The sequence below is a fragment of the Kordia antarctica genome (assembly GCF_009901525.1).
Taxonomy (GTDB): Bacteria; Bacteroidota; Bacteroidia; order Flavobacteriales; family Flavobacteriaceae; genus Kordia; species Kordia antarctica.
On the sequence record NZ_CP019288.1, the window covers coordinates 3,122,934 to 3,142,105 of the forward strand.

At 33.4% G+C, this 19,172-nt stretch carries 16 protein-coding genes; 6 read left to right on the forward strand and 10 right to left on the reverse strand.

Features of this window, described 5'->3' with window-relative positions:
- Positions 1–6 precede the first annotated feature (6 nt).
- The gene (locus tag IMCC3317_RS12965) at positions 7–2,967 is read right to left on the reverse strand and encodes a SusC/RagA family TonB-linked outer membrane protein (RefSeq protein ID WP_160129925.1); all 2,961 of its coding nucleotides are present in this window, start codon (positions 2,965–2,967) and stop codon (positions 7–9) included.
- Positions 2,968–3,203: 236 nt separating this feature from the next.
- Between IMCC3317_RS12965 and aspS the strand changes: the two genes are divergently transcribed.
- On the forward strand, positions 3,204–4,952 hold the full coding sequence (gene aspS, locus IMCC3317_RS12970; RefSeq protein WP_160129926.1) for an aspartate--tRNA ligase: 1,749 nt from the start codon (positions 3,204–3,206) through the stop codon (positions 4,950–4,952).
- A gap of 155 nt (positions 4,953–5,107) precedes the next feature.
- Here aspS and IMCC3317_RS12975 read toward each other — a convergent pair whose 3' ends face one another.
- Complete coding sequence (locus tag IMCC3317_RS12975; protein WP_160129927.1) at positions 5,108–5,287, reverse strand: class I lanthipeptide; 180 nt, start codon at positions 5,285–5,287, stop codon at positions 5,108–5,110.
- A 270-nt stretch (positions 5,288–5,557) separates the two neighbouring features.
- Here IMCC3317_RS12975 and IMCC3317_RS12980 point away from each other — a divergent pair, with 270 nt between their 5' ends.
- The 3 genes from IMCC3317_RS12980 to IMCC3317_RS12990 are packed head-to-tail and all read left to right on the forward strand — an operon-like array spanning position 5,558 to position 7,798.
- On the forward strand, positions 5,558–5,716 hold the full coding sequence (locus IMCC3317_RS12980; RefSeq protein ID WP_160129928.1) for a hypothetical protein: 159 nt from the start codon (positions 5,558–5,560) through the stop codon (positions 5,714–5,716).
- Between the two features lie 31 nt (positions 5,717–5,747).
- Positions 5,748–7,526 carry a chloride channel protein gene (locus tag IMCC3317_RS12985; protein WP_160129929.1) on the forward strand — a complete coding sequence of 593 codons (1,779 nt, stop codon included), beginning with the start codon at positions 5,748–5,750 and terminating at the stop codon, positions 7,524–7,526.
- A gap of 32 nt (positions 7,527–7,558) precedes the next feature.
- Positions 7,559–7,798, forward strand: a complete 240-nt coding sequence (locus tag IMCC3317_RS12990; protein ID WP_160129930.1) for a hypothetical protein — start codon at positions 7,559–7,561, stop codon at positions 7,796–7,798.
- Between the two features lie 2 nt (positions 7,799–7,800).
- Here IMCC3317_RS12990 and IMCC3317_RS12995 read toward each other — a convergent pair whose 3' ends face one another.
- From IMCC3317_RS12995 to IMCC3317_RS13025, 7 genes are read right to left on the reverse strand one after another with little or no spacing between them, the layout of a single operon-like run.
- The gene (locus IMCC3317_RS12995; RefSeq protein WP_160129931.1) at positions 7,801–8,256 is read right to left on the reverse strand and encodes a nucleoside deaminase; all 456 of its coding nucleotides are present in this window, start codon (positions 8,254–8,256) and stop codon (positions 7,801–7,803) included.
- 19 nt (positions 8,257–8,275) lie between these two features.
- Positions 8,276–9,808, reverse strand: coding sequence for a LytR/AlgR family response regulator transcription factor (locus IMCC3317_RS13000; RefSeq protein WP_160129932.1), 1,533 nt, complete (start codon positions 9,806–9,808; stop codon positions 8,276–8,278).
- Between the two features lie 25 nt (positions 9,809–9,833).
- Positions 9,834–10,334 carry a hypothetical protein gene (locus IMCC3317_RS13005; protein ID WP_160129933.1) on the reverse strand — a complete coding sequence of 167 codons (501 nt, stop codon included), beginning with the start codon at positions 10,332–10,334 and terminating at the stop codon, positions 9,834–9,836.
- Between the two features lie 19 nt (positions 10,335–10,353).
- The gene (locus IMCC3317_RS13010) at positions 10,354–11,568 is read right to left on the reverse strand and encodes a S8 family peptidase (RefSeq protein WP_160129934.1); all 1,215 of its coding nucleotides are present in this window, start codon (positions 11,566–11,568) and stop codon (positions 10,354–10,356) included.
- A 10-nt stretch (positions 11,569–11,578) separates the two neighbouring features.
- Positions 11,579–11,932 (reverse strand): hypothetical protein, encoded by a 354-nt coding sequence (locus IMCC3317_RS13015; protein WP_160129935.1) that lies wholly within the window; start codon positions 11,930–11,932, stop codon positions 11,579–11,581.
- A gap of 2 nt (positions 11,933–11,934) precedes the next feature.
- Complete coding sequence (locus IMCC3317_RS13020) at positions 11,935–12,294, reverse strand: hypothetical protein (RefSeq protein WP_160129936.1); 360 nt, start codon at positions 12,292–12,294, stop codon at positions 11,935–11,937.
- Between the two features lie 18 nt (positions 12,295–12,312).
- Positions 12,313–13,785 (reverse strand): hypothetical protein, encoded by a 1,473-nt coding sequence (locus tag IMCC3317_RS13025; protein ID WP_160129937.1) that lies wholly within the window; start codon positions 13,783–13,785, stop codon positions 12,313–12,315.
- 279 nt (positions 13,786–14,064) lie between these two features.
- Between IMCC3317_RS13025 and IMCC3317_RS13030 the strand changes: the two genes are divergently transcribed.
- Positions 14,065–15,834, forward strand: a complete 1,770-nt coding sequence (locus IMCC3317_RS13030; RefSeq protein WP_160129938.1) for a 1-deoxy-D-xylulose-5-phosphate synthase — start codon at positions 14,065–14,067, stop codon at positions 15,832–15,834.
- 76 nt (positions 15,835–15,910) lie between these two features.
- Positions 15,911–16,060 (forward strand): hypothetical protein, encoded by a 150-nt coding sequence (locus IMCC3317_RS13035; RefSeq protein ID WP_160129939.1) that lies wholly within the window; start codon positions 15,911–15,913, stop codon positions 16,058–16,060.
- A gap of 275 nt (positions 16,061–16,335) precedes the next feature.
- Here IMCC3317_RS13035 and IMCC3317_RS13040 read toward each other — a convergent pair whose 3' ends face one another.
- The gene (locus IMCC3317_RS13040) at positions 16,336–19,152 is read right to left on the reverse strand and encodes a WD40/YVTN/BNR-like repeat-containing protein (RefSeq protein WP_160129940.1); all 2,817 of its coding nucleotides are present in this window, start codon (positions 19,150–19,152) and stop codon (positions 16,336–16,338) included.
- Positions 19,153–19,172 lie beyond the last annotated feature (20 nt).

Below are 19,172 nucleotides of genomic sequence, written 5' to 3' on the forward strand. Positions count from 1 at the left end.
TTTAGATTAAAATTCGATTGCTAGGTGAAACATATAACGCTTTGAAGATGGGAATGGTGTTACCTCAACTCCTGTTGATATTCCATTTGATCCAAAGTTAGATACTTCAGGATCGTAACTGTTATAATCAAATATATTGATTAGGTTCGTTCCTGAAAATCCTAATTTTATTGAATCTATATAATCCTTACTCCATTTAGTGATTAAATTTTTAGGAATACTGTAATATACTCCAAGTTCTCTCAATCTTAAATAAGATGCATCTTCAACGAAAGGTGCTGCGCTTACTCCCAATTGACTCAGTCTGTAAGGTCCGTTTCCAACTTGTCCAGCAGGATCTAAATCGATATCATCAAAATCATGACTTGTGCTGTTAAGATCTGTTAATAATGCTGTTAAATTCACATTATCACCACCTTTTTTCCAGTGCCATAAAAACGATAATTCAAAATCTTTATATTTTACGTTGTTTCTAAAAGACATTTGAAAATCTGCTTCAGAATCTCCATGTTGTACCAATCCATCTGGACTAATTCCAACAATTTGTGTCGCACTTTTTCCTTCTTCAATTCTAAAAGTTCCTAAAGTCGCTCCAAAAGCTCCGATATTAAATGCTGGTACATCTAGTTTTGTAATTTCAGAAGTGTTTTTCCAGAAACTAACATTCGTTGTCCATTCAAAATCATCGGTTCTGACAGGTACTGCATTTATTGCAATTTCAACACCTTTATTTTCTAAATTACCTGCATTTGTCCATTTGGACGTAAATCCAGAAGAAGGTGGCAATGCTGCTTGTAGTAATAAGTCATCTACTTTTTTGTTATACCAAGTAAATTGTAATTCTACTCTATTATCTAAAAACCCAAGATCAAAACCTAATTCCAATTCTTTTTGTCTTTCAGGTTCAATATTAGGATTTCCTCTAAAAGGACTTACACTAATTCCTTTAAATCCACCAATATTATTTCTGTCAAAAGAAGTAAATAATGATCCAAATGGTGCAAAGTTTCCAGATTCACCATATGCGATTCTCAATTTTACTTGATTCACAACTTCTGATTTCCAAAATTCAAAATTATTAATGTTTACAGCTAAGGAAGCTTTAGGATAATAATACAATTTTTGTGCATCTCCGTTATTTGAAGATCTATCGCCTCTAATTCCTATTGTTCCGATAAATTTATCTTGAAAATTGATTTCTTCTTGAACAAAAAATCCTGCATCTTCTTGCTTTAATCTAGTTTGAGCTGCATCAATAGAACCAGCTTGATCTACATTATTTTCAGAAGCAATTAAATCTTTCGCTATAATTAAATACGTATTTCTATCAAAAACTTCTTTAGTGATACCTGCTTGTGTTCTAAAGTTTAAATCACTATCAGTTGTATAATTATGTACTAAAAACCCTGAAAAGTTTAGGTTTCTGTTTACCGTACTTCCTTGAATAGAAACTCCATTATCTCCTCCTGCAACATTCTCAAATTGCAATTCTTTTGGAAATATTGCTCTACTACTTAAATTATAACTGTCAAGACCAGCTCTTAAGATCATCTTTAAATTAGAGTTATCATTTGAATACAATTTTATATCCGCAGAACCTCCAATTATAAATCTATTAACTTTTTCGTTATTAGTTACTAAATCTCTTGTTTGTAAAACGTTTGAAGCTCCCGATTGACTGTTTGGATAATTTCCGTTTGCATCTGGAAACAATTGATCCCAAGGTCGTGTAGAAGTCAATGAAACACCTATTGTTGTTCCGGTATTATCATTGTTAAAATATCCTCTATTTGAAGAAGAGTTAATATAGTTGGCGCTCAATCCAAGTTTTATACTGTTTGATACTTTATGATCTAAGTTCAATCGAACAGAAGCTTTTCTATAACCTGTATTTTTAACAATTCCATCTTCGTCGCTATACGACATTCCTGCATAAAACTTTGTTTTTTCTCCACCGCCACTCATTCCAAAACGTGTATTTGAAATAAGTCCATTCTCTCCAAAAAGTTCATCTTCATAATCATGATAATTTCCTGAAGCCTGAGCTGCTGTAAACAATGGAACTTCGGCAGCACCAAAAGCATCTTCTACTTTGGCTGCATCCCAATTTCTAATTCCCTGCAAGTTAATTGCTTGAGTAAACCCAAAAGCTTGTGAAAAACTAAATTTAGTTTCTCCAGCCTTCCCTCTTTTTGTTGTAATAATAACAACTCCGGCAGATGCTCTCGATCCATAAATAGCTGCAGCAGATGCTCCTTTTAAAATCTCAATGTTTGCAATATCATTTGGATCTATATCTGCAATACGATTGGTAGGATTGTCCTGATTTGAAGCACTTCCTCCAGCGGCAGCACCAGATACTGCATTTAATCCCGAAGGAATAGATGAGTTATCTACATAGACTCCATCAATAATATATAATGGTTGAGAATTTCCATTAACAGAGGTCACACCTCTAAGTTTAATAGACAATCCACCTCCAGGAGCTCCTGAATTTGCACTTACTACAGCTCCAGTAAATTTTCCATATAAAGCTGCATCTAACGTTTGTGGAGGTGTTACTCCAACAAGTTCTTGCGCCGAAATGGACGAAACTGCATTTGCAGAATTAGTTCTTTTAATAGAAGTTGCTAAACCAGTTACAACAACTTCATCCAAAGCAACGCCACCAGTAAGTGAAACATTAATTGGATTAACTGAAGTACTAACCAGTACTTCTTTACTGTCGTATCCTAAGGAGGAAAACACCAAGGTAACTGGCAAATCGTTTACCGTTAAGGTATACTTTCCATCAAAATCTGTTGCTGCTCCTTTTTCTGTTCCTTTAACAACAACACTGGCACCAAATAGTGGCTCGCCACCGTCAGTGCTAGTTACGGTTCCTGTGATTGTATTTTGTGCTAAGAGTCCTAAAGGGACAAAAAACAACAAAAACATCAACATTTTTTTAAGTAAAATTTTTTTCATAAAAAATCGAGATTAATTAATATTGAATAGGCTTTTATTAACTGCGAAATTAAATTAAATTAACAGTATTTAACTATTTTTTAGAGAATAATTTATTTAAACACACCACAGATGGCATTTTTTTCATTTTTTTATCAATTTATCAATCAATTCTATACAACCTAGAAAATATTTATCCATAGAAGCACTGATGCAATCAAAAACCATTAAATTTGCCCTTTTAAAATCGCATACAAATGTACAGATCACATAGTTGTGGTGAATTAAGATCATCACACATTACACAAGAAGTTACCGTATCAGGTTGGGTACAAAAGTCTAGAGATAAAGGATTTATGATTTGGATTGATCTTCGCGATCGCTACGGAATCACACAATTAATCTTTGATGAAGAACGTACTTCGAAAGCCGTTTTTGAAAAAGCAAAAACACTTGGTCGCGAATTTGTAATTCAAGTAAAAGGAACGGTGATTGAGCGTGAAGCTAAAAACGCAAAAATACCTACAGGAGATATTGAAATTTTAGTCTCTGAATTGACGCTTTTAAATGCTTCTTTAACACCTCCATTTACGATTGAAGATGAAACTGATGGTGGAGAAGATATCCGAATGAAATATCGCTACTTAGACATACGTCGAAATCCTGTGAAAAACAGTTTGATATTCCGTCATAAAGTATCAATGGAAGTTCGTAAATACCTGTCTGCGCAAAATTTTATAGAGGTAGAAACTCCATATTTAATAAAATCCACACCAGAAGGCGCACGCGATTTCGTGGTTCCTTCTCGTATGAATGAAGGACAATTTTACGCATTGCCACAATCGCCACAAACCTTCAAACAACTCTTGATGGTTGGCGGAATGGACAAATATTTTCAAATTGTAAAATGCTTTCGCGATGAAGATTTAAGAGCCGACAGACAACCTGAATTTACACAGATTGACTGCGAAATGGCGTTTGTAGAACAAGAAGACATCTTAAACGTTTTTGAAGGATTAACGCGTCACTTACTAAAAGAAATCAAAGGAATTGATGTTGAAAAATTCCCAAGAATGACGTACGATCACGCCATGAAAACCTACGGAAATGACAAACCAGACATTCGTTTTGGAATGGAATTTGGCGAACTAAATGAAGTTGCACAACACAAAGAATTTGGCATCTTCAATTCAGCAGAATTGGTTGTCGGAATTGCTGTTCCTGGAGCCGCAACATACACACGAAAAGAAATCGACAAATTGGTCGATTGGGTAAAACGTCCACAAGTTGGCGCGTTGGGAATGATATATGTAAAATGCAATGAAGACGGAACCTTCAAATCGTCTGTTGATAAATTCTACGATCAAGAAGATTTAGCAAAATGGGCAGAAAAAACTGGCGCAAAAACTGGTGATTTAATCTGTGTATTATCTGGAAACACCAACAAAGTACGAGCGCAACTAAGTGCATTACGTATGGAATTAGCAACACGTTTAGGATTGCGAAATCCGGCAGAATTTGCTCCACTTTGGGTAATGGACTTCCCATTATTAGAATTGGATGAAGAAACAGGACATTACCACGCAATGCATCATCCATTTACATCTCCAAAACCAGGTCAACTAGAATTATTAGATACAAATCCTGGTGATGTAAAAGCAAACGCATACGATTTAGTCTTAAACGGAAACGAAATTGGTGGCGGATCTATTCGTATTCACGACAAAGAAATGCAAGCAACGATGTTTAAGCATTTAGGATTTACGGAAGAAGAAGCAAAAGCACAATTTGGTTTCTTAATGGACGCTTTCCAATATGGAGCGCCGCCACATGGTGGATTGGCTTTCGGATTGGATAGATTGGTTGCTATTTTGGGCGGACAAGAAACGATTCGTGATTTCATTGCGTTTCCAAAAAATAATTCTGGTCGTGATGTTATGATTGATGCACCTGCACCAATTGACGCTCAACAATTAAAAGAACTGAGTATTAAACTCGATTTATAAATAGAAAAAGGCTAATTAAAAATTTAAAAATAGCTATAATTGTCACATTGAGCGCATTCGAAATGCTTTGGTAATCAAGGCTTACTATTTCTCGACTGCGCTCGAAGTAACAATAATTAAGACTTTTCAGACAGCCTCTTTACTTCTACATGTAATTAATTACATTGCTGATTTCCACAAGCGGAATACATCGCAGTAGTTCCACAAGTCCAATTGCAAGTATTGCAAGTACATGTGTGACAACCGTTTGTTCCTGCTCCAGATACAGCATCTTCTTCTAAACTCGAAATTTTGCTTTTGCTAAATGATAGCTTTTTTAATGACTTTTTTTTCATGATTTAAAAAATTATGATTAGTAATTATCGCCATTTTAAATAACGATGTATTTAGGTTTTCAACATCTTTTGCTAAATTAAACCCAATTCAAGTTACATCTTAATCGAATACAAAAAGTAATGTTCTTCCGTAAATTAGATGATTTAAGCCACTTAAAAGTAAGAAAATAAATCTATTAAGGTGGTTTTTATGCAATAAATTATACTGGTTTTTTTAGGAGATATAACTCAGATTTTGCAGATGCGAAATAGTATAAAGCATTAATTATCTTGGATGAAGATACCAATGAAGCCTTCACGATTATTGAAGAAGCAATTGACAATTTTCACAATGGGTATTCCGATCAGCGACCGTATGTAGAAACCATTCGTCAATTATATTTGGAAGATTATGAAAACCTAAAGGCAAAATTGGAATCGATAGATTAGATTTGTACTTTTAAAGTACACAATCGCAAACATGCCAACGCAGAAAAAAACGCTATTTAGACGCTTCTTAATTTGGAGATACAAGCATATTTCCCATAAGAATTTCATTTTCATACTGAGCATTTTAGTCGGTTTAGGTTCTGGTTTGGTTGCAGTTACCATTAAAAACATCACATTTTGGATTGAAACTCTACTAGAAAATGGAATCATCTTTTCCAAAAATCAACTGTACTTTATTTTACCAGTTATCGGACTTCTTTTAGTCTATTTATTGGTGAAATTTGTTTTCAAAAAACAACCTGAACACGCTATTTCGTCTATTCTTTATGCGTTGTCCAAACGCACAGGAATCATTCCAAATCATAAAATATATTTACCACTAATTACCGCGCCATTAACGGTTGGTTTTGGCGGTTCGGTAGGTTTATTAGGACCTGCGGTTGCTTCTGGTGCTGCGATAAGTTCTAACATTAGCAAAATTTTTCACATCAACAGCAAAACCCGAATGCTCTTAATTGGTTGTGCAGCGGCTGGCGCAATTTCGTCCATCTTTAAATCGCCCATTGCAGCAATTATCTTTGCAATAGAAGTTTTTAGTTTAGATTTAACCCTAATATCGTTAATTCCGTTGTTATTAGCTTCCATTTCGGCAGTGGTAACTTCCTATTTTTTTCTTGGGAATGAAAACCTATTCAATTTCAAACTGATAGAACAATTTCAACTCAGTGACATTCCTTTTTACATTGCGCTTGGTATCGGAACTGCGTTTGCATCTATTTATTTTACCAAAATGCACTTTGCGATTACGAAGTTTTTTGAACGATTTAAACGAAAATTACACAAACTCATCTTTGGCGGATTGGCAATTGGTGTCATGTTATATTTCATTCCGCCATTATATGGAGAAGGTTTAGGATTTATCACAAATCTACTCGATGGAAATCACATTGAAGCACTCGGAAAAACACCTTTAGACAATTACACTGAAAACATTTGGGTTGTCATTATACTTTTAATCGGAATTACCATTTTTAAAGCAATTGCCATGACAACTACATTTGCGGCTGGCGGTTCTGGCGGAATTTTTATTCCGACAATGGTTATGGGAAGCGCATTGGGAAATGTGGTTGCTAAAATCATCAATCAGTTTGGATTTAATGTATCAGAAGCAAACTTTACACTTGTCGGAATGGCTGGATTGATTGCCGGAGTTATACATGCGCCGTTGACAGCAATTTTCTTAATTGCAGAAATTACTGGCGGTTACGATTTATTTATTCCGTTGATGTTAACCTGCGCGATTTCGTTTCTCATCACAAAAAATCTATTAAATTATACCATTTACACACGTGAACTTGCTGAAAAAGGCGAATTGCTCACGCACAATAAAGACGAAACTGTATTAACGTTAATGGCACTTGACAGCGTAATTGAGCAAAATTTTACCACAATCCAACCCAAAATGACCTTAGGAACTATGTTGCATGAAGCTGTGGCAAAATCCAATCGAAATTTATTTCCTGTAGTCGATGAAGATGAAAATTTGGTTGGTATTATTGTGTTGGATGATATCCGCGAATTTATGTTTGATACTTCGCTGTATAATTCACTTCATGTAGATGATATTATGCACAACGCGCCAGATTATATCATTTATGAAGAAGATAATATGAAATCGGTGATGAAAAAATTTCAAGATAGTAGTGCATGGAATTTGCCTGTTTTAAAAGAAGGAAAATACTATGGATTTGTCTCAAAATCTAAATTATTAACCGCATATCGTAGAAAGTTGATTAATTTTACGCGGTAGTTTTAAAACTATTCTATTTTAAAAAACAACAAATGAAATACATACTCATCATACTCTTAATAGCTTTAATCGGCGTTGGAATTTTTGCAAATTACTACGAATTTCAAGAAGAAAACTTTAGCGAAAAAGTGCTTGGACTTTGTATTTTGACGTTTTCTTTTATTTGGATGCCACTTTTTATTTACTATCGATATAAGGATAAGAAAAAAGAAGATTTTATACTTTCTAATGAAAAGTTAAAAGAAATGAACGACTTCTCTCGAAAAAAGTAAATTTAATTCAAGTTCCGTTTTTGAATAAAGAACTGTTTTAACAAATTGGAAGCTTCTTCTGCCATAATCCCACCTTTCATCACTGTTTTTGGATGTAATTTTGTGTTTAATTTTATACAGCCACGATCTTCATCACGTGCGCCGTATACAATGTTTGAAATTTGACTCCAATACAATGCGCCTGCACACATTTGGCAAGGTTCTAACGTGACATATAGCGTACAGTTTTTCAAATATTTTCCACCTAAAAAGTTAGCTGCAGCAGTAATTGCTTGCATTTCCGCATGCGCTGTCACATCGTTTAACGTTTCAGTTAAGTTGTGTCCGCGCGCAATGACTCTATTGTCAATTACAATCACAGCACCGACAGGAACTTCGCCTTTTTCAAGCGCCATTTCGGCTTCTTGCAATGCTTTTTTCATGAAGTAATTGTCGTCGTAGCTATCTTCTAGGTTCATTGTGGAGTTTTGTGTAAAATTACGGTTTATCTTTAAAATTACCTTTATGTAATCGCGACAATGGAATTTCTGTTTTATCAATGAGTGTAATATGATTTCCGTTGATTTGCTTGATATAGTTTGAATTGATAATATACGAACGGTGCGATTGTATAAAGTTTGGCGGCAATTCTTCTTTGATTTGGCTTATTTTACCACGTACAAAATGTGACTTCCCATTATTTAAAAATAGTTTTATAAAATGATCTTCCGATTTGATATACATTAAATCCGAAATATAGACTTTGGTTTTATCTTTTAAAATGATATAGTTTTTAATTACAATTCCTTTGAGTTCTTCTATTTTTTCAAGTGTTTCTGATTGTGCAGTTTCAAGTGTTTTTGATTTTGATTTGTATTTTTTGAAATAGTAAAATAATGCAATGGCAATTAGGGCAATGATTGCTAAGATTGGGAGAACTACGTTAATTGTAGTTGTTAAGTTCATGATTTCTTTATCTTTTTTTTTAAATTTTTGTTGGGTTTTTTTTGCTTCATTGGTAATATCAAATTCAATAACTTTTTCTATATGCATATAATATTCTATAGAATCTTCATACTTCATAGTTAGTTTCATATAAAAGTTAGAACTATCTATTTTTTTTTGATCCTCATATCCTTGACGCAAACAATTATATATTGAATATTTTAATTCTATGTTCTTTTTAATCATTTCATCATTTAATAACTCATGAAATTCAGTTATAGCCTCTTTAAATATTTTATTTCTGAAATCTATAATGGCTAATGCTATTTTAGCCCTTAACTTTCTTCCATAAGAGTAAAAATATTGATTACTATATGTGTTATATGCCTTTTCAAAATAGACTCTTGATGAATCGTGCATACTTGGATAGCTATAAAATTGTCCTATTGCATGATTAATTCTTCCTTGAAAATATGTATTATTTGGAGTATTGTTCTTTTTTAAATTCAACAATGATTCCTCCATATTTTTGAAATCTAGATTATCTGAATTCCTGATAGAGTCATACGACATATTAAAAAGTAACATATAGTACTCTTTCCAAAATATATCAATCTCATCTTTTTGATATTTAAGCAATTCACCTACATATTTTTGATACATTTTCTTATTCTTATCATTTTTTAAAAAAAATGTATTGATACGTCTTAGTGATTCATTTATAAGTAAAGTGTCTTTGTGTGTTTTTGCGATTTCAAATGCAGGAATATAATATCTAAAAGAATACGAATCATTAGGGTTCATTTTTCTAACACAGTAATCTCCTAAATAATTATAATACAACACACTATCTAGATAAGTTATGTTTTCTTGCCTTTCAAAATAATCATCAATTCTTCCAATCTTCCCCTTTTTTAAATACTGCAATTCTTGTTTAAAAATTATATACCCTTTTATTTTAGGATCGTTTTCAAGAGTTCTTGTCACAGAATCTAATTCGAATCCTTTAAATAGTTTTATAAGATCATAACTAGTTTGTTTTTGAGCAAATAAGCCATTAAACAAGAATAGCAGTATTATAATCAAAGGAGTTTTTTTAATCATTATTTCATTATATTGAAAAATATGCAACAGTATTACATGGTATTCCGTTTCTTAATATAAGTTTTGGATACGAAGTATGTAAGTGATAATCTATTTTCTGGTTTAGTTTAACTTTAAATGGTTGATCTATTAACCTGTGATGAGTATTCTTCTCAAATTCTTCGTCATAAGGAATCTCTTTTAAATTTGCAGTAATGTTCATAATACCTTTATCATCTGTTCCATCTACTCTAATTGAATCAAAACCATATTGTATAACCGCTTGATTTTGTATAATATTTATTAATTTAAAATTTACTTCTTTTACTAAAAAAACTGTTTCTTTATTTTCAGTCAAAAATTTTTCACCAATAAATCTTCCATATAATTGAAATTTATTAATTCCATCATTATCCGTTTCATTATGCAATATCTGATAAGTATCTGATTCTTCAAGATGTAAAAATGTATAAACATTCTTGTTAATATCTCTTCTATCTCTGGGCATAAAAATGTTATTTTGTTCCATAATTATAAGTTTTATAAAGTTAGTTAATTGTTTTTATGATATCAAGTATATAGCCGTAATGTCCTGTATCTTTATCAAGAAGTACTTTATTCCCTCTTTGTAATCTTTTAACAACTTCCTCGAATTTTATTGATTTATTTTTCTGTTTTAACAATGCTATGGTAGCCGTAACAAAGGGCGTTGCTATAGAGGTTCCAGTTACTTTTTCAGTAAGAATAGAGGGATTTCTGCTACCTGTCATCTTTTTTGTGGTTGAAATGTTTTCTGCCGGAGCCCACACAGTCACCTTTTCCCCAAAATCTGAACTCTCAATTTTTTTACCATCAAAACCTAATCCTCCAACTACAATAGTATTCCCTGTATTTTGGGGATACGTTCTATTAATATCTTGCCCTCTATTTCCAGCTCCAAATACAAGAATACAAGCACTATCTGCTAATTCTTCAAATAACTGATTTAATATTCCCGATTGTTTACCGTCATCTATATACCAACTATTATTAATTACATCTGCCCCTAAATGATATGCCATTTTTATTGCATTGTAAACATTAGATATATAAACTCTCTTTTCAGGTGTTCTTGTGTTTACTTTAAATGATAATAAATTAACCATTTTTGCTATTCCTTCAGGATCATCATTTTTGGTTGAATTAGCAATGATTATTCCTGAAACATTAGTTCCATGACCGTTATCATCCATGAAATTAAAAATTTGAGTATAATCTCTAGCTGAAAAATTGAATCCAAACTTCATCTTACTTTTATTGCCAGAAAAATGTGGATGCTTATAATCTATTCCAGAATCAATAATAGCAACCGTAACTCCTTCACCATTTAACTTTGTTGATTTTGAATTATAGTTGATAACCCCAAAAGGGGTTTTCACTTCTTTATTATCAGAAAGAGAAGCCACGGAATTAGGAAAAAAAGATACTGGCATGTCATCCTCAATTAAATCTATAGTCCCTTGAATAGCTTTAAATCTATCCTCTAATTCTTCTTTTTTAACGGTTTCGAAAAATTCAAAAACATATTTATTCTCATCATCAAATAAAAAAGAATCATTATCGTCTGAACATATATCAAAATGGAAATCATTATGACAATTACACAAACTCCAACATTTTTTACAATTAGAAGACTTTAAAATTTCTTTAAATTCTTTGTTTTTAAACATCTCCGTCATGTCTACTTCTTTTTTGAATCCTATTATAAATCTTGATGTACCCATATTGTAAAATTTAATTAGTATTATTAATAGGTGAAGGCGCTAACAGTCCAGCAATTGCTGCAATTGCTGACGAGGCAATAATTCCTAGAATTTGTGGAATCTGAATAATTAAATCACTTTCTCCTGTTTCAGAAGTTATCTGATGAGGATCCGAAAGAGTAATAATTCCAATGAAAGTAATACTTACTATCATTGCTAAACCAATGATGGAAACTATTAATGCAAAAACCCAAGGAATTTTAGTAGGTTCTTGATTTATTTTTTCAAAGAATTCTTTTGGATTATTCTGTATCAAAGCTAACATTTCTTCTGAAGCCAAAACTTCATCCTTAAATGCGCTAAGGTGTCTGTAATTTGTTTTCATGATTATAAATTTTCTAATGATATACTTCTGTGTAATTTTTGAGTTTCCTCTACAATAAAAGCCTCTTTATCTTTTATCTTTTTTTGATAATTAAATAATTTTTGAAATGCTTCTGTTTCATCAGTACACCAATTACTTTTATAGTTCTCATCTGGACAGATTATTCTATATCTATTTTGCTTAATCGCATTAGAACTAAAAGGGAAAACTCCTGATGTTTGTGTTACATATATAGAGAATTTATGCTTCTGCTGATTTCCATCAAAACAATGTGATCGCACTGCTGATTTTGCTTCTAATTCTGAAGCAAACGTTCCTAAAGAAGTATTAGTTGTTATACATTTTACTGGATATGTTGTCATAATTTTAAATTTAAAAAGTTATAAATTAATTGAAAAAGGAAGTGTGAATCTTAGCCCGACAATACCATCATTTAAAAGCCGTTCTCTTGATGGAGAGCGATTACTCCCAATATCTGTTAAGCTGTAAAAGATTTCAGCATTAACAACTGCTTTTTTATTTTTTTTACTCTTTAATGAAAATAGAAGCCCAACATCTAGATCAATTAATGGTTTCTCAAATTCTGTGAAAGTAACTCTTGGATACAAATGAAAAGCAACTTTACTATTATTATTGAAATACTTGTAATAATGAAGGTAGAAAAATAATTCACTCAAACGGCTTTTATAATCTCCTTGATACACATTAAAAGTACTCGATCCTGAAACTTCAGTGGTTTCATCTTCTTGAAAAATAGTAGATTCTTTTATTTCTAACTTCCTTAGAGAAGAAAGATTATTAATAGCCTTAAAAGTTGCTCCAATATTTAAAAAAGTTGGTTTTCCTGAAAATTTATCTTTAACGCTATATCTACTATATTGCGCATTTAATTCAAATCCAGTAAAAGAAGTATCTATAACCTTTTCTAGAGAAAACACTTCTTCTTGCGAAAGTTTAAACGAATCTTTATTCAATTTAGCCCCAAAACTAAACCAACTAATATCTACTGATTTGTAGTTTTCAAATAAAGAAGAATATTCTTTTTTCTCTTTATCATCTATCTTTTCAGAAAGTTTTGACTTATCAATTATGTCTAAAGAAGCATCTTTTTCAATAATTTTTCTATGTGATTCATACTTCTGTCTCGCTTTAGCTTTTGCTACCGGAAGTTCAACTATGTCGAAATATTTCTTTTCGAACAAATCATAAGTGACTGATGAATTAATTATTCTATGATACGTAACTCCAACTCCGATTCCAGTATTTAAAGATGCGTTGGAAAAAATTGGTAAAATACCATCTTTAGAAGCTCCTTCTAAAGTTACTCCTAAAATATTATTATTACTCATAATATAGTTGACCGAAAACATTAACTTAGAAGCTTCAGTATCTATGGATGCATAATTTCCAATACTTGTTGAGTTTCCAGTAACAAATGAGGTGAATTCTTTTCCAATAATGTTTTTGAGTTCCAATTCTGTTAATTTTTTTGATTCATTAGAGGCTAATTTGGGTTTTAAAATTTTGACTTCTTGACTAAGATCATAAAGTCTGGCTTTGTATGATTCTATTTCCCTGAATAATTCAAAAGCTTCTAACTCCTTACTATCTTTTAATTTGGTATATTCAGTACTCGAATTATCCTCTTTCTTTAATTGCTCTAAAAAACTAATTACTTTTAAAAATCTTGACTCTTTTACTTTAAGAGAATCTCTGATTACTAATATTTCACCCTCTTCTGTTAAAGTAGTATCTGTTGCTTCTCTTATTCCTTCAGCAACTTTTACTTGCCCATAACTATTGGATATATGAAAAAGTAGGAAAGCAAAGAACAACATGTATTTATACCTCATAATATTCATTTTTAAATTAATAATTCACTCACAAGCGTTGCAACAGCTTTCTCAAAACTAGCTGATAATCAAGCATAAAACCAAATAAATGTCGTGAGTGGTATGAAAAATAGCGCGAATGACACAAATCGTAATGTAAGATTTAACTTTCCAACTCAAAAAGATAGCTTTTTGGAATTCTATAAGATCAACTTGATTTAAAAAGAGCAGTTTTAATTGCTGTTTTTCTAAAAATTCTTCTCAATTTAAAATCGTAGTTTTGTAATCACTCATTCGCACATGAACAAACTACTTTCAGATATAAATTCGCCAATCGATTTACGGAAACTTTCCAAAGAAGATTTACCGAAAATTGCACAAGAATTACGTGAGTTTATTATTGATATTGTAGCCACGAAAGAAGGACATTTAGGCGCAAGTTTGGGCGTTGTAGAATTGACAATTGCGCTTCATTATGTGTTTAACACACCAAAAGATTTACTCGTTTGGGATGTTGGACATCAAGCATACGGGCATAAAATTTTAACAGAACGCAAAGATGTTTTTCATACGAATAGAAGACGCAACGGTATTTCTGGATTCCCAAAGCGTGATGAAAGCGAATATGATACGTTTGGTGTCGGACATTCGTCAACAGCGATTTCTGCCGCGTTAGGAATGGCAATTGCTTCCAAACTTCAAAAAAATTTTACAAAACAACATATTGCAGTCGTTGGCGATGCGTCTATTGCAAGCGGAATGGCGTTTGAAGCCATGAATCATGCGGGCGTGACAGACACGAATATTTTAGTGATTCTGAATGATAATGCTATTGGAATTGATCCAAGTGTTGGCGCATTAAAAATGTATTTGACAAACGTTAAGAAAGGAACACAGAAACAAGATAATATTTTTGAAGCGTTAAATTTTGAGTATTCTGGACCAATTGACGGACACGATATTTTTGCCGTTGTAGCCGAATTGGAACGTTTGAAAACGGTAAAAAGTCCAAAGTTTTTGCACGTAATCACGACGAAAGGTAAAGGTTTGAAACAAGCTGAAGATAATCAAGTTACGTATCATGCGCCTGGGAAGTTTGATAAAGTTACTGGCGAATTAACGCCAAAAGATACTACACATTTACCACCAAAGTTTCAAGATGTTTTTGGATATACGATTGTAGAACTTGCTAAAGAAAACGAAAAAATTGTCGGAATTACGCCTGCAATGCCAACAGGAAGTTCGCTTAAGTATATGATGGAAGAAATTCCTGAACGTGCTTTTGATGTCGGAATTGCCGAGCAACACGCAGTGACACTCGCCGCAGGAATGGCTACACAAGGTTTGATTCCGTTTTGCAATGTGTATTCTACGTTTTTGCAACGCGCGTACGACCAAGTAATTCATGATGTAGCTTTGCAGAATTTACCTGTAATTTTCTGTTTAGACAGAGCTGGTTTAGTTGGTGAAGATGGCGCAACACATCACGGAGTTTTTGATTTAGCGTATTTGCGTTGCATTCCAAACCTCATCATTTTTGCGCCTTTAGATGAAGTTGCATTACGAAATATTATGTACACGGCTCAACTTGGGTTGAAACATCCGATTGCGATTCGTTACCCTAGAGGTCGCGGTGTTTTGCTTGATTGGAAACAACCTTTTCAGAAGATTGAAATTGGAAAAGGAAATTGCATTCAAGAAGGAACCGAAATTGCTGTTTTAAGTATTGGCGCTATTGGAACTATCATGATTGATGTGTTGCAAGAAACTACTTTTTCCACGAAAGTGGCACAGTACGATATGCAGTTTGTAAAACCATTGGATGAACCATTATTGCATGAAATATTTGAAAAATTTGACACGATTGTGACATTAGAAGATGGCGTAATTAAAGGAGGCTTTGGAAGTGCAATTTCTGAATTCGCTTCACAACATAATTATTCAAATAGAATCCATTTTTGTGGAATTCCCGATCGTTTTATTGAACATGGAACTGTGGAAGAATTGCATTCAGCATGTGGAATTTCTAAGAATGCGATGAAAGAATTGTTGATTTCTATACTACGTTAATTAAAAAGAATTTATAAATTTTGGGTAACGTTTTCGCATGTTTTGTACTTAAGTATATAACATAAAACTTATTATTATGAAAAAACAAAATTTTACCACATTGAAGTTAAACAAGAAATCTATTTCTGAGATTCAAGGAAAAACTTCACTCGATCAAATTAAAGGAGGAAACAATACGTTTATGATGGCTGATTGCCGATTGTCAGTATTTCATCATTGTACTTAATTGAAAGAGAAAAGCGAATCTAAATACAAGATTCGCTTTTTTTATTACTGTTTTTATGTGTGCTACTGAATTACATTTCGACTGTATTTAACGTGAAAGTTCAGTATGACGCTAAGTTATAATGAAACTCATCATCAAATTGACAAATCTTCAAATTATCACATTGAAACATTACTTTTTCTGCCACGACTGCACGAGTTATTTTATGTGTTCTATTTTTAAATGATAGTTGAAAACAACGCATTATAAAATTGACAAATCTTCAAATTAACACATTAATTAATCACAATTTTCTGCGTTTGAATTTTATCGTTTTGTTGAATTTTTAAAATATACACACCAGAAGCGATATTGGAAAGTTTGAATTTTGTTGTACTATTTTTTGTGAGATTTATGGTTTGAAGATTCACTTGTTGTCCAGCTAATGTATACATTGTTATCGTTGCCAAGCCGTTTTCATTCGCGCCAAGCGACATAGTTCCATTAGATATTGTTGGATAAATTTTAAAATATTTTTCAGATTGAATTTCCGCAGTCGTTAACGTTCCTGATAAGAATGTTCCTGTAAAGAATCCGCGTCCGTATGTTGTTGCCAATACTGTATAATCTGAAGTTCGTAAGTCTAAGTCTAAGACTGAAACCGCGCGCATTCCATTGTCAGATCGTGTCCAAGTTGGCGAAGTTGTATCAAAGTTTTGTGAGCGCCAAACGCCTAATTCTGTTCCAATAATAACTTCTGCTCCGCCAGCTAGTAGCGGATTCATCAAGATGCATTTTACAGGCAAATCGGGTAAATTACCTTCTTTGTTGTTCCAAGAAGTTCCTTGGTTTGAAGATTGCCAAACGTTATTTACGCCGTAATTATGAAAGGTTATTAAGAGTTCATTTTCGGTCATGCCAAATTCTATATCGGAAATACTTCCCACAAAATTACCATCACTAATGTCTGTAAATATTGGCGTTTCTGTATGCACATTGTCTATTTTGAGTAGTTTTCCATTTTTTAAACCTGCATATAATGTTTCGCCATTGGCTGAAATTTTTAACGCCGTCGGCACATTATCCAATAACGGATCTACCAATTCAAAGGTTGTAACGTTTCCATTTCCGCCATTTACATTGGAATGTTTCCCTATTTGAAAAATCCCCGTAGAGGTTGACGCATTTGTGTATAATACATTGAGCGTTTTGTCTAATTCGGCAGTATTTATGAATTCTCCTTCGCGAAAGCTAAACGGATTGGATTCGGACGCAACGAAATATCCTTGATTGATATCAAACGAAGGATACGGAACATACGCATGATTGAGATATGGAAAAGAAATGATTGCATAACCGTCATCTTCGTCAATTTCTGTATACGCGCCATCGCCAGTAATTATGGTTGAAAAGTTATTGATTCCGACAGTTGCATCAATCGCGGAAAGACTTCCATTGTCTTGCGTTCCGCCTGCAATGTCATCGCCATTTAATGCATCATTTTGGGCAATTGCGCCAGAGTAGAATTGCGTTACGTTGTAGTCTTTGTTCCGAACTTCAATGGATGCGGCATCATTCACGGAAGTGGAAAAATTATCACTGAAATATACGCCACCATCATTTCCGATAATTCCATGATTGTTGTTGTTTGGTCGAAAAACGATTGCGTGTTGATCGGCGTGTATTAACGAAGCCGTAATGTTTTGCAAACCACTATCGTTTTTCCACTTGGAGATTTGATCCCAATTAGAATTCGTTGTGTTGTACTTGAACAAGTCAACTCCGCCAACGTATAAATTATCATTCGCGTCAGCTTCAATGACTAAGTCGTAAAATGCTTGACTTCGTGTGAAATCGGTAGCCGAAATTCCGTTATCAGCATCATTTGGTTCTTGCAAAGCATTTATTGTTGTAAAGTTGTCATCTGTAAAATATACATCTGCTTGCCGATTCGTTTCTGCTAAAATCCAGAAAGTTCCCGCAGTTGTGCTTGAAGGTTCTATTTCGGTACGTTTGGTATTTGCAATGGTATGTTTTAAATCGAATGTAATTCCATCGGAAGATGAATAGATATATCCGCCAGGATTGTTGAAGAAATCGCCAGTTGTTGCCAACCAAATGTTATTGTTGATGTCCAATTCTATGTCGCTTGGATTTTGATAGAGTACACTGCTAGGATATTGAATTGGGAATCGTGACCAATTTGCGCCATTGTCTGTAGATTTGTATAATCCGCGTTCATAATATCCTAGTTGATTGAATGGCGCTGCTGCGTCTCGGTATGAAGCACTTGCTATTGCAGCATAGATTTCCGTGGTTCCGTTGTTGTTTCTGGCTACTAAATCGTTGATATAAAATACACCTTCTACATAGTATGAAGCGCCATCAACCGATGATGTTCCGTAGTTTCCTCCAAAGATTTGTTGCCACGTTGTTCCGCCATCTTCTGATTTATAGATTCCGCTTCCAACAGCATCACCACTTGTGTACGATTCGCCAGAACCTAGATAGAGAATGTTTGCAGCATTTGGATCTGCTATGATAACCGTGACCGAAATGTTATCGGGCAAACCTGTGATTAATTGCCAAGATGAGTTTGCGTCTGTAATGTCGTTATTTACCCATAATCCGCCAGAAACACTTCCTGCAAAGACACGTGTGTAATCGTCCGTTGAATTTGTATTGTTGATGTCATTTGGATCGAATAGAATTGCGCGTGTGCGTCCGCCAATGTTGTTTGGACCTCGTTCTGTCCATGGATTGTCATTCGCATCTCCAGGAGCACGTTCTTGCGTGTTTTGTAATGAGAGTTGTTGTTGAAGTCTGAATAGTGTTTCAGGAGTTGGTCGTCCTAAACTGGGATTTATCGTGAGTTCCCATTGTTGCTCAAAGTATGCATTTGGCGGTAAGCCTTGTAGTTTTCGATCTGATCGAGATAAATTTTTAGACGTTAGAAACGGACTGTTTTCTAAATGATATGCGTGTTGTTCTTTCGCTGTTTTTTCAGGAACTTTATCAGTGCTTTCTTTTTTGTATTTATTGCTCAGCACATAGCCAATGATAGCTAGAAATAGCAATATATAAAATATCCTTCTCTTTTTTTTTCTGTCCATAGTTATAGATAGGTTTTCAA

What these genes read in the sequence shown, in the direction of transcription:
- IMCC3317_RS12965 (WP_160129925.1), bottom strand. Translation starts at nt 2,967, where the DNA reads ATGAAAAAAATTTTACTTAAAAAAATGTTGATGTTTTTGTTGTTTTTT.
- aspS (WP_160129926.1), top strand. Translation starts at nt 3,204, where the DNA reads ATGTACAGATCACATAGTTGTGGTGAATTAAGATCATCACACATTACA.
- IMCC3317_RS12975 (WP_160129927.1), bottom strand. Translation starts at nt 5,287, where the DNA reads ATGAAAAAAAAGTCATTAAAAAAGCTATCATTTAGCAAAAGCAAAATT.
- IMCC3317_RS12985 (WP_160129929.1), top strand. Translation starts at nt 5,748, where the DNA reads ATGCCAACGCAGAAAAAAACGCTATTTAGACGCTTCTTAATTTGGAGA.
- IMCC3317_RS12990 (WP_160129930.1), top strand. Translation starts at nt 7,559, where the DNA reads ATGAAATACATACTCATCATACTCTTAATAGCTTTAATCGGCGTTGGA.
- IMCC3317_RS12995 (WP_160129931.1), bottom strand. Translation starts at nt 8,256, where the DNA reads ATGAACCTAGAAGATAGCTACGACGACAATTACTTCATGAAAAAAGCA.
- IMCC3317_RS13005 (WP_160129933.1), bottom strand. Translation starts at nt 10,334, where the DNA reads ATGGAACAAAATAACATTTTTATGCCCAGAGATAGAAGAGATATTAAC.
- IMCC3317_RS13010 (WP_160129934.1), bottom strand. Translation starts at nt 11,568, where the DNA reads ATGGGTACATCAAGATTTATAATAGGATTCAAAAAAGAAGTAGACATG.
- IMCC3317_RS13015 (WP_160129935.1), bottom strand. Translation starts at nt 11,932, where the DNA reads ATGAAAACAAATTACAGACACCTTAGCGCATTTAAGGATGAAGTTTTG.
- IMCC3317_RS13020 (WP_160129936.1), bottom strand. Translation starts at nt 12,294, where the DNA reads ATGACAACATATCCAGTAAAATGTATAACAACTAATACTTCTTTAGGA.
- IMCC3317_RS13025 (WP_160129937.1), bottom strand. Translation starts at nt 13,785, where the DNA reads ATGAGGTATAAATACATGTTGTTCTTTGCTTTCCTACTTTTTCATATA.
- IMCC3317_RS13030 (WP_160129938.1), top strand. Translation starts at nt 14,065, where the DNA reads ATGAACAAACTACTTTCAGATATAAATTCGCCAATCGATTTACGGAAA.
- IMCC3317_RS13035 (WP_160129939.1), top strand. Translation starts at nt 15,911, where the DNA reads ATGAAAAAACAAAATTTTACCACATTGAAGTTAAACAAGAAATCTATT.
- IMCC3317_RS13040 (WP_160129940.1), bottom strand. Translation starts at nt 19,152, where the DNA reads ATGGACAGAAAAAAAAAGAGAAGGATATTTTATATATTGCTATTTCTA.